Annotated in this window: 13 protein-coding genes; 3 read left to right on the top strand and 10 right to left on the bottom strand. The window is 65.0% G+C overall.

The genetic code is table 11. The features are described 5' to 3' along the window. The 3 genes from EOA75_RS21665 to EOA75_RS21655 form a co-directional block, all read right to left on the bottom strand. A partial coding sequence (locus EOA75_RS21665; RefSeq protein ID WP_164747486.1) for an MFS transporter occupies positions 1-494 on the bottom strand: 494 nt, incomplete at its 3' end. A 230-nt stretch (positions 495-724) separates the two neighbouring features. After that, complete coding sequence (locus tag EOA75_RS21660; RefSeq protein WP_095799795.1) at positions 725-1,033, bottom strand: DUF1244 domain-containing protein; 309 nt, start codon at positions 1,031-1,033, stop codon at positions 725-727. Between the two features lie 29 nt (positions 1,034-1,062). Further along, positions 1,063-1,860, bottom strand: a complete 798-nt coding sequence (locus EOA75_RS21655; protein ID WP_127325121.1) for an N-formylglutamate amidohydrolase — start codon at positions 1,858-1,860, stop codon at positions 1,063-1,065. A gap of 214 nt (positions 1,861-2,074) precedes the next feature. Here EOA75_RS21655 and EOA75_RS21650 point away from each other — a divergent pair, with 214 nt between their 5' ends. Both EOA75_RS21650 and pyk read left to right on the top strand, forming a co-directional pair. Next, positions 2,075-2,593, top strand: coding sequence for a DUF1036 domain-containing protein (locus EOA75_RS21650; RefSeq protein WP_206517027.1), 519 nt, complete (start codon positions 2,075-2,077; stop codon positions 2,591-2,593). Beyond that, positions 2,590-4,017, top strand: coding sequence for a pyruvate kinase (gene pyk, locus EOA75_RS21645; protein WP_067319379.1), 1,428 nt, complete (start codon positions 2,590-2,592; stop codon positions 4,015-4,017). Before EOA75_RS21650 ends, pyk begins: the two co-directional genes overlap by 4 nt. A 152-nt stretch (positions 4,018-4,169) precedes the next feature. Here pyk and EOA75_RS21640 read toward each other — a convergent pair whose 3' ends face one another. The 3 genes from EOA75_RS21640 to ykgO all read right to left on the bottom strand — a co-directional run bounded on the left by EOA75_RS21640 (position 4,170) and on the right by ykgO (position 6,334). Beyond that, positions 4,170-5,228 (bottom strand): alpha/beta hydrolase, encoded by a 1,059-nt coding sequence (locus tag EOA75_RS21640; RefSeq protein ID WP_127215234.1) that lies wholly within the window; start codon positions 5,226-5,228, stop codon positions 4,170-4,172. Positions 5,229-5,479: 251 nt separating this feature from the next. Next, complete coding sequence (locus tag EOA75_RS21635) at positions 5,480-6,097, bottom strand: hypothetical protein (protein WP_127325120.1); 618 nt, start codon at positions 6,095-6,097, stop codon at positions 5,480-5,482. A gap of 111 nt (positions 6,098-6,208) precedes the next feature. Next, positions 6,209-6,334, bottom strand: coding sequence for a type B 50S ribosomal protein L36 (gene ykgO / locus EOA75_RS21630; protein WP_040974291.1), 126 nt, complete (start codon positions 6,332-6,334; stop codon positions 6,209-6,211). 336 nt (positions 6,335-6,670) lie between these two features. Here ykgO and EOA75_RS21625 point away from each other — a divergent pair, with 336 nt between their 5' ends. Beyond that, positions 6,671-7,087 carry a lysozyme inhibitor LprI family protein gene (locus tag EOA75_RS21625; RefSeq protein ID WP_127325119.1) on the top strand — a complete coding sequence of 139 codons (417 nt, stop codon included), beginning with the start codon at positions 6,671-6,673 and terminating at the stop codon, positions 7,085-7,087. 6 nt (positions 7,088-7,093) lie between these two features. Here EOA75_RS21625 and EOA75_RS21620 read toward each other — a convergent pair whose 3' ends face one another. The 4 genes from EOA75_RS21620 to EOA75_RS21605 form a co-directional block, all read right to left on the bottom strand. Further along, the gene (locus EOA75_RS21620) at positions 7,094-8,170 is read right to left on the bottom strand and encodes a 5-(carboxyamino)imidazole ribonucleotide synthase (protein ID WP_127325118.1); all 1,077 of its coding nucleotides are present in this window, start codon (positions 8,168-8,170) and stop codon (positions 7,094-7,096) included. Continuing rightward, a complete protein-coding gene (purE, locus tag EOA75_RS21615; protein ID WP_095778130.1) occupies positions 8,167-8,664 on the bottom strand; it encodes a 5-(carboxyamino)imidazole ribonucleotide mutase in 498 nt (165 codons plus the stop codon). The genes EOA75_RS21620 and purE overlap by 4 nt, the downstream gene beginning before the upstream one ends. Before the next feature lie 91 nt (positions 8,665-8,755). Further along, a complete protein-coding gene (locus EOA75_RS21610; RefSeq protein WP_127325117.1) occupies positions 8,756-9,961 on the bottom strand; it encodes an aminotransferase class V-fold PLP-dependent enzyme in 1,206 nt (401 codons plus the stop codon). Positions 9,962-9,978: 17 nt separating this feature from the next. After that, positions 9,979-10,370, bottom strand: a 392-nt coding sequence (locus tag EOA75_RS21605) for a RidA family protein (RefSeq protein ID WP_164747485.1), incomplete at its 5' end; no start/stop codon positions are given.

Genomic DNA, 10,370 nt, shown 5'->3' with positions numbered 1-10,370 from the left:
AGATAGCCGTAGTTCTGAATGGAATAGCCACCAAGCGCGCCGCCGGCGAAGCCGCCGAGGCTCCAGAAGCCATGCGAGGACGACATGATGGCGCGGGAGAGCCGTCGTTCGACGATCACCGCGTTGGAATTCATGGCGACGTCCATGCCGCCGATCGAGCCGCCGAAGACGAGCATCGCGAGGGCCGCGAGCGGCACGTTGGGCGCAAGTGCCACGACCAGCAGGCCGAAACTGCCGCAGATGCCGAACCAGCGCAGCACGGGGCGCGAGCCGTGCCTGGAAATGAGATGGCCGCACCAGGTCATCGCCATCACCGCGCCGACACCAAACAACAGGATCAGCAGGCCGAGGGTGAATTTCGAGATGTCCAGCCGGGTCAGAAACACCGGGATCTGCGGCGCCCAGCTGCCGGTGAGAAAGCCATTGGCCAGGAAAATGCCGGCAACGGCCCAGCGGCCGCGCGTCGCGGCTTGCCTTGTGGTTTGCACGCTCATGGTTTGAAGTCCGAATGGCTTTGCGCGGCAAATTAGATCGATTCAATTTGTAGTCAAGAAGCGCTATGGCAGAAGCGTTGGACCAAGAGGCGCGGACCTGTGAGGAATGGGCCCTACTTTGGAGATTTGGCCGAAACGCCTCCTTTGACATCCATGGGCGAAGCAGGAGCGAAGCGACGCGCGCAGACCCTGGGATGACAAAGCAGCAGCGGCGAGCCAAATAGGACGGTTCAATGATCCTTCGGCCGCCTGGCCTCGAACTCAGCCTTCGTGGCCTCGGAGGCTTCGGTCTGGTTGAGCGCCTGCCATTCGGCATAGGGCATGCCGTAGATGATCTCGCGCGATTCGTCCTTTGTCAGCGCAATGCCGTCGGCCTCGGCCGCCTCGCGATACCAGTTCGACAGGCAGTTGCGGCAGAAGCCGGCCAGGTTCATCAGGTCGATGTTCTGGACGTCGCCGCGTGCGCGCAGATGCTCGACCAGCCGGCGGAAGGCGGCGGCCTCGAAATCGCGTTTCCGTTCTTCGCTGAGTTCGGTCATTTCGTGGTCCCCGGCCTCTCGGCCGTTTTTTAGGCCGGCCCGGTGCGCGAGCCGAACATCTTCACCTCGTGTATATCGGCACGGCGGTCGACGGCGTCAACGATCGGAGCCAATCGCTCCGCCCATTGAAGAGCGCCAGCGCGGTCGGCGATCAAGTCCTGACGGATCTCGAGCAGGGCATGGGCATAGCCGTTGACAATGGCATGGCGGAACATGGTGTCGCCGCGCAGCGCGCCGTCATAGGGCTCGTTGTCGCCGACGATCAGCGCCTTGTCTTCGGCCAGCATGTCGATCAGCGGCCGCGCAACGCGGTCGTCGCGGTCCCACAAGATGCCGACATGCCAGGGTCGGATGAAGCCTTGCATGCGAGGGGTGAAGGAATGCACCGAGAAGATGAACGGCGCTTTGCCGGAGGCGTGCGCGACCGAGGAAATCATCGCCCCGACGGCGTCGTGATAGGGGCGGTAGAAGCGGTCGAGCCGTCTCTCCCGCTCCTGGGCGGCCATGGGATAGTTTCCGGGCACGACGGTACCGTCATAGAGCTGGCGGATCAGCGTCGGGTCGTCCTCGCCCCGGTTGGGGTCGATCAGAAGGCGGGAGAAGCCGGCCAGGACGGCCGGCGCATCGAGCGCCGCCGCCAACTCGCGCGTCACCGTCTCGACGCCGATATCATAGGCGATGTGGCGCTCGAACTCGGCAGGCGGCAGGCCGAGGCTGCCATATTCTTCCGGCAGGTCGCGGCGGGCGTGATCGGCCAGAAGCACGATGCCCTTCTTGCGGTCGCCCTCGACGATGTCGAAGGGCGTGAAAGCTGTGGATCGGGTCATCGGCTGAAAACGGTCTGTTCGCTGGCGTCCGGGCGGGGTGGTATCGTCATTCCACGAAGAGGACTGAGGCGCAATGCCGTTGTTTGGCCACGGTTTCTGCAAAGAATCCCGGATGGGACGCCAAATTGTCCACCGGACCCTTCTAAATCGATTGGAATTGAATAAAACGGCGCGTTGACATGCGCCCGGAGTTTGCTGAAAAGGTGCTTCGACGATGCAGATGTGGTTCGCCAAGGGTTTTGGATTGGGTTGCGCCGGCAGGCTGCGCAAGCGCCTGAGCCTGCCGGTCCTGATCTTTGGCGCGGGCCTGTGCGCGCTCGCCGCGACCTCGCCGGCGCTCGCCGACTTCCGCGTCTGCAACGCGACGCAGAACCTGGTCGGCGTCGGCATCGGCTATCGGGCGAAGGCCGGTTGGATCACCGAGGGCTGGTGGCACATCGAGGGATCGACCTGCAAGACGCTGATCGAGGGGCCGCTGTCATCAAGGTTTTACTATCTTTATGCAGAAGATGCCGAGCGCGGCGGGCGTTGGGACGGCCCGATCAACATGTGCGTCGCCGACAAAGAGTTCAAGATTGCCGGCGTGAATGATTGCGTCGCCCGGGGCTTTCAGCGCGCCGGATTTCAGGAATATGACACGGGCGAGCAGGCAAGCTGGATGGTCCAGCTGACTGACGAGCCCGCAACGGGCGGCGCGCCAGCGGCCCCCGCTCCGGGAACGAACAATCAATGAGACGTAACCGCAAGGTCAAGATCCTCGCCACCATCGGTCCGGCTTCCTCCTCCGAGGAGATGCTGCGAAAGCTCTTCGAGGCAGGCGCCGACGTCTTCCGCATCAATATGAGCCATACCGACCACGAGCTGATGCGCACGCTTGTCGGCCGCATCCGGGCCGTCGAGGCGGCGGTCGGGCGGCCGATCGGCATTCTCGCCGATCTGCAGGGACCGAAGCTCAGGGTCGGCAAGTTCGCCAATGGCAAGGAAGCACTGACCGTCGGCCAGACCTTCACGCTGGATGACAGTCCGGAACCCGGCACGTCGAAGCGCGTCTACCTGCCGCATCCGGAAATCCTGAACTCGGTCGAGGCCGGTCACCGTCTTTTGATCGATGACGGCAAGCTGGAGCTCAAGGCGGTCAAGAGCGACGGCAAGTCGATCGCCTGCACGGTGGTCGCCGGCACCGGCATCTCCGACAAGAAGGGCGTCAGCCTGCCCGACACCGATCTGCCGGTCGGCGCGCTGACCGAGAAGGACCGCGCCGATCTCGACGCGGTGCTGGCGGCAAGCGTCGACTGGGTGGCGCTGTCGTTCGTGCAGCGGCCGGAGGATCTGGCCGAAGCGCGCAAGATCGCGCGCGGCCGGGCCCTCATCATGGCCAAGATCGAAAAGCCGCAGGCGGTGGCGCGCCTGGCCGAGATCATCGAACTCTCCGACGCGCTGATGGTCGCGCGCGGCGATCTCGGCGTCGAGATGCCGCTCGAGGCCGTGCCCGGCATCCAGAAGCAGATCACGCGCGCCGCCCGCCGCGCCGGCAAGCCGGTGGTGATCGCGACCCAGATGCTGGAATCGATGATCACCGCACCCGTGCCGACCCGCGCGGAGGTCTCGGATGTGTCGATCGCCGTCTTCGAAGGCGCGGACGCGATCATGCTTTCGGCCGAATCCGCCGCCGGCGCCTACCCGGTCGAGGCGGTCGCGATGATGAACCGCATCGCCACCAAGGTCGAAGCCGACCCGACTTATGCCGGCATCATCAACGCCCAGCGCTCGGAACCGGAAGCGACCGGGGCCGACGCCATTTCGCTCGCTGCGCGCGAGATCGCGGAGACGCTGAAACTGTCGGCGATCATTTCCTACACCGCCTCTGGAACAACTGGTCTGCGCGCCGCGCGCGAACGGCCGCAAGTGCCGATCGTGGCGCTGTCGCCGATCGTCAACACGGCGCGCCGGCTCTCGCTTCTGTGGGGTACGCATTGCGTGGTCTCGGAGGACGCTATCGACCTCGACGATATGGTCGACCGCGCCTGCCGCATTGCCCTCGAGGAAGGCTTCGGCAAGCCGGGCGACCGCGTCATCATCACGGCGGGCGTGCCGCTGAGGACGCCCGGCTCGACCAACATGCTGCGCATCGCCTATGTCGGCTCAGAGACGCACTAAGCTATTGCCCGTATTCAGGTGGGACCGGCCTGTGAAGCGCGCCTCCCTGCGCTTCCGGGGCTCATGTGGTTAAGTCGCTCCGCCCCGGTTCTCGGAATCCGCTCTGCTCGGCTCGGCCTAATCTGAATCTCGACAGCCTTCCGGTCCCGAGCTTAGCCCGGCGCCAGCTCGGCGTCCGGCACCTTCAGTTCCGGGTACCTGTCAGCGCCTTGCGCGTCGCCGGCGATGCGGCTTTCCACAACGCTCGCCATCGACTGCAGGTCGACCGGCGCGCCGGCCGCCCTTTCGATGGCGCCGACGACGAGGTCCGGGGCGATCCAGTCGGGCTTGTGGCCGAGATTCGCGACCCAGACCAGCTCGGCGCCGGGAATGTCGCGTTCGAGGCCGACGGAATGGACCGTGGCATAGACCACCTTGTCGCGATCGCCGGAGATGACCAAGGTCGGCGCCTTGATCTCACGGTAGCCAGGCGAGGCAGCGCGCACATAATCGTAAAGTTGGGCCACATCGCGGGCGCTGGCGCGGAAGGCAGGCGGCCTCAGAACAAGCGGAATGGAAGCCTTGCCGATATAGCCCTTCGGCACATTGTTCGGTGAAAACACGCAGGCCGTGGCATTGCCGATCCGCAGCATGCCCGCCGCGTAAGCAATGGTCTCGGAAAACAGCCAGCCGACCACCGGAACAGCCGTCAATTTGTAATACCAGGCGGTCGCGCCGCCCGGCCACGGATGGCTCACGGGCGCCAGGAAGACGAGGCCGAGCGTCTTTTGCGGATGCTGGCGCGCGAAGGCGGTTGTGACCGCGCCGCCGAAGGAATGGCCTATGATGATCGCCCTTGCGATGCCGAGCCGATCCATCAACGCGGCGACAGTGTCGGCCTGCGCCGCCAGCGTTTCGTTGTCGCCGCGCTCCGACCAGCCGAAGCCCGGTCGGTCGAGGAACAGCAGCTCGGCGCGGCCCTCGAGCAAAGGCCTCAGCGGCAGCATCTGGTCCTTGAGATTGGCACTGGCGCCATGGATGAAGACGACAGGCGGCAGATCGGCGCCGGCGGCGGGGACGTGGACATAATGGATGCGGGCACCATCGATGTCGGCGAATGCGCCGATCGGCGGATTGCGGCGCTCGATCAGCCAGACGCCGGCGCGGGTAATGCCGGCAAGGGCGATGAGGAAGGCAACGAGGGGGAGGAGCGCGAGGCAGATGAGGTCCATGCGGAAAGTACGGGCGAGTGGATCTAATTTAGGAGCGCGATGAGTTTGGCGAGCTGGCGGCCTGCTGCCAGGCCAAATTATTGCCCGCTTCGGTGGAGTATCGCAAACGTTCGGCTTGGCCGGGCTTGTCAAGGTCGTCGTCACCTTGCGCGAAGGCTGCAGCGGAGCAGAGTTCTGCACCACCGTCGCGGCGCGGAAAAGTCACGGCATGGGTCGTTGGCTCAAGCCCGAGGATGACGAAAAGCTGCCCCTCAAATGCCCTCGCCGGCCAGGTCTTCCGACAGCGTCGAGACCTGGCCCTGGGCGCTGCGCATCATCGGATAGATGGTGAGCACCTTCTGCCAGGCTTCCAGCGCCGACTGCTTGTGGCCGGTCTCGGCCATGATCTGCGCGAGACCCGACAGCGCGCCGAAATGGCGCGGTTCGAGCCGCAGCGTGTGGTCGATGTCCGACATCGACTTTCCATAGTTCTTCATCAGGAAATGCACGGTAGCGCGGCGGTTCCAGCCTTCGGCATAATCGGGCTGCAAGGTCACCACCTGATCGAGGAAATCGAGCGCGACGTCGAATTTCTGGTCTTCCGCCGCCCTTTGCGCCCATCGCATCATCAGGTCGATCGAGGCGCTGCCGGACTGGTTCCACTCATTCCAGATGCGGCCGGCGATGCGTTCGGCGGCCTTCTCGTTGCGCTCGCGTCTGAGATCGGCAAAGAGCTGGTCGAGCCGCCCCTGCCTCGTCGAGGCGACCGGCGGCGGCGTGACGGCGGCCGGCTGCGAAGCGGCGGGCGGCGTGGCCTCATGCTGCGCCGAAGCGGGCAAGGTCGTTCCGGAAAGGACCAGGGCAATGAAGAACGCAAAAAGAATCCGCATGTCCGGAATCTAGTCCCGGACGGCGGATCGTCAAAATGATTTTAGCGTGAGAGGGCCGGCGAACCGGCAGTCGACATCAGCGGGCGCGGCGCTTAGCGCCGCGCGCAAGTCTCAGCCCTGGCGCGCCTTGTAGCGCGGAGCGGTCTTGTTGATGATGTAGATGCGTCCCTTGCGGCGAACCAGCCGGTTGTCGCGGTGACGCGCCTTGAGCGCCTTGAGCGAGTTCTTGATCTTCATGGTCTTGCCTGTTCGGTCGGGGGCCCGGTCCCGGGCCGAATTTTAAAGGCGCGCCCGAAAAAAGCGCGCCTTGAACTTGCGTGGCTCATAAACGAGGAGCCTTGCCCGTGTCAACCGCAAGCGGGCGGCTCTTATGCCGCAAATGGTGCGCTGATCAAATATTCGCCATAGGTAACGCGCGGCATTGCGCGACTCAGAGGCGGCTGGAATGTTGCGGGCCACCCCAGAGCGGGACATAGGTCCCCTCCGGTTATGTCTATTTGTTTAGCCGCATTTCTGCGACGGCAAGCGATTCCTCTAGGTTGCAGATGCTCTCAGCGAAACGGAGTCTTTATCATGCGCCGTCTCTTTCTGCCCGCATGCCTTGTCCTCATCGCGACGGTTCCGGCTGCATGGGCCGAGGACTGCGATCGCAGCGACGACAGCCAGTCGATGATGAATATCTGCGCCAATGCCGATTATCAGGCGGCCGTTGCCAAGCTCAACGCCGCCTACAAGGATATTGTCGGCCGCAATGACGAGAAGGCCAACAAGTTGCTGCAGACCGCACAGCGCGCCTGGATCACCTTCCGCGACGCCGAATGCGCCTATTCGACCGCCGACAGCGAGGGCGGTTCCATCCACCCGATGGAGGTTTCGCAATGCCTGACGGAGCTGACGACCGAGCGCACCAAGCAACTCACCTCCGGCCCCAACTGCCAGGAAGGCGATCCGAGCTGCGCCAGCCCGGACGAGGACGAAGACGTGCAGTAGTCGGCGTTAGCGCCGACGCTCAATGCGCGTGAAATGGCCCATCTTGCGGCCGGGCCGCGACTCGGCCTTGCCGTAGAGATGCAGCATCACGCCGGGCTCGGCGAGCAGCGCCGGAACCTTCAGCATGTCATCGCCGATCAGGTTTTCCATGACACAGTCGGAATGCCGTGCAGGCGAGCCCAGCGGCAGGCCGGCGATGGCGCGGATATGCTGTTCGAACTGCGAAACGATGCAGGCGGCTTCCGTCCAGTGGCCGGAATTGTGGACACGCGGCGCCAGCTCATTGGCTAAAAGCGAACCGTCGGCAAGCACGAAGAACTCGACGCCGATGACGCCGACATAGTCGAGCGCCGCAAGGATTTTTGCTGCCGCTTGCTTCGCCGCCGATGCGGTGTCCGGTGCGATGGCGGCCGGCAATGTCGACGTTCGCAATATGCCTTCGCGATGGATATTCTCGGCCGGATCGTAGGCTGCAACCGAGCCGTCCTGCCCGCGCGCGGCAATCACCGAAATCTCGCGCTCGAAAGCGACCAGCGATTCGAGGATCAGCGGCACATTGCCCATCGCCTCGCAGGTGCCGGCAAAGCCGCCGGTCTCCATGTTGCGGAAGACGCGCTGGCCTTTGCCGTCATAGCCCATGCGGCGCGTCTTCAGCACGCCGCTGCCGCTGAATTTCTTCAGCGCGGCCGTCAGCTGCTCGTCATTGTCCACTGGGCAGAATTCGGCTGTGGGAACGCCGATGCCGTTCAGGAAGCTTTTTTCGGTCACGCGATCCTGCGCGATTTCCAGCGCGCGGGCCGGCGGACAGACGGGAACGCGCGCCGCGAGTGTCTGCGCCGCTTGAACCGGGACGTTCTCGAATTCGTAAGTGACGACAGCGCTGGCGCCGGCCAGTTCGGCAAGGGCCGCCGGATCGTCATAGGCGGCGACGATCTGACGGTTGGCGACCTGCGCCGCCGGGCTGTCGGCCTGTGGCTCCAGGACGACCGTGCGGTAGCCAAGGCGAGCGGCTGCCATAGCCAGCATGCGGCCAAGCTGGCCGCCGCCGATGATGCCGATGGTCGATCCCGGGGCCAGACTCACGGGGTATCTGCCGGTTCGGTGGCGACCTTGGCGGTCTGTGCGGTGCGCCAGGCATCGAGGCGGGCGGCGAGTTTTTCATCGCTCAGCGCCAGGACGGCTGCGGCGAGAAGGGCCGCGTTGGCAGCACCGGCCTTGCCGATGGCCAAAGTGCCGACCGGAATGCCGGCCGGCATCTGCACGATGGAGAGCAGCGAATCCTGGCCGGACAACGCCTTGGATTCCACCGGCACGCCGAAGACGGGCAGCGGCGTCATCGCCGCCGTCATGCCGGGCAGGTGCGCCGCGCCGCCGGCGCCGGCGATAATCACCTTGTAGCCGGCCGCCTTGGCGCCCTTGGCGAATTCATAGAGGCGGTCCGGCGTGCGGTGTGCCGAGACGATCAGTTTTTTGTGCGGGATGCCCAGCGCATCCAGCGTTTCCGCCGCCTGGCGCATCGTCGCCCAGTCGGACTGGCTGCCCATGATGATGGCGACGTCGGCACGCTGATCGGTCAAGGTTTTCGCTCCCGGCGGCAAAGGCGCGCCTTAGCGGAATTCGCCGGCAGCCGCAAGGATTGTCGCGGCTGTGGGCCGACGGTGGCGAGGTCTAGTCCGGCCAGCGCAGCGCCCCGGATGAATCCTTGCGCGCCGCTTTCATCGCATCCGCGGGACGCTCCTTCGCGGTCAGAACCGCGCGCAGCCGCTCGGCGACGATCTCGGCCTCGCCGGGATGCAGGTTGCACGGGTCGAGGAAGAAGTGTCCGCGCTCGACCTCATGGTTGCGCACCATGACGGGCGGTGAGCCGGCGGCCAAAGCCGAGGCTAGGCCCGCGGCGGTGAAGCGGCTCTCCGGACGGACGAAGACCTGCAGGCGGTCGAGCGGGTTGGCGGTTGGGTCGGGCACGATCTCAGCGCCGATGCCCGGAATGCCTTGCAGCGCATCCTTCCACAGATCGAGCGCCGCCTCTTCGCGCCGGCGAATGCCGGCATGGTCGCGCTTTTCCCAAGCGTCGAGCGCCGCCATGGTGCCGGCGATGCTTTCCTTGCCGACCTTCATGGCCCGCGCGACGCCGCGATTCTGCAGATAGGCGGCGCGCACCAGGTCCTTGCGGCCGGTGACGATGCCGCTGGTCGGGCCACTCAGGAATTTGTGGCCGCTGTAGACGACGATGTCGGCGCCGCGCGCGAGGAAGGTCCGCAGATCGTATTCCGAAGCGGCATCGACGATCACCGGCACATTCTTGGCGTGGCAGATCTCGCAGAACTCCTCTAGCGAAAGCATGCCGTATTGCACCGTGTGGTGGGCGACGACGTAAAGCGCGGCCGCGGTGCGCTCGTTGATCGCCTCGCGCACGTGGTAATCCTGCGTGACGCTAACGGTGCCCGCCGGAATGACCTTGGCGCCGGCCACGCGGATCGACTGGTCGATCGGCGCGCCGTAATTGACGATATGGCCGAGCTGGATGACGACCTCCGATTTCAGCCCTTCGGTGTCGTCGGGCAGCCGTTCGATGGCCAGCAGGTTGGTGCCGGTCATCGCGCCGGCGATCGCCATGGTGATGCCTGAGGCGCAGCAGGCGGTGATGAAGCCGGCCTCGCCGCCGGTGAGACGGGCGACGACTGCGCTCGCGGCGCGCTGCAAATCGTCCATCTCCACCCATTGCGAGGCGATCTCGGCCATGGCGCTGATCGCTTCCGGGACGATGATGGAAGCGCCGAGCGTCGTCATCGTGCCCGAGACGTTGATGATCGGACGGAGTCCCAGCCGCTCGCGGATCGTGGTGTTGGAGCCGTTCTCGGAATAGGTTTTCATGGCAGCAGATCCCAGTGTCAGGCGGCGATCTCGACGACCGCTTCGATTTCGACGGTGATGTTTCCAGGCAGCGAGCCGACACCGATCGCCGAGCGCGCGTGGCCGCCGATCTTGTCGAAGACATCGGCGAAGAGATCGGAGCAGCCATTGACCACCTTCGGGTGATCGCTGAAGGTCGGCGTTGCATTGACGAAGCCGAGCAGCTTGACGACGCGCACGATGCGCCCGAGGTCGCCCGCCGCCGCGTGCATGACGGCAAGCAGGTTGAGGCCGGTGAGCCGGGCATGCTCATAGGCCTGTTCGACGGTGACGTCCTCGCCGACCTTGCCGGTGCAAAGCGTGCCATCGGCGCGCAGCGGCCCCTGGCCCGAGAGGAAGATCAGCCGGCCGCTCTCGGCATGAGTAACGA

This window comes from Mesorhizobium sp. M1A.F.Ca.IN.022.07.1.1 (assembly GCF_003997575.1).
In the GTDB taxonomy this organism is placed as follows: Bacteria; Pseudomonadota; Alphaproteobacteria; order Rhizobiales; family Rhizobiaceae; genus Mesorhizobium.
Note: the sequence above shows the minus strand (reverse complement) of the source record. Positions and strands in the feature narration are given on the sequence as shown.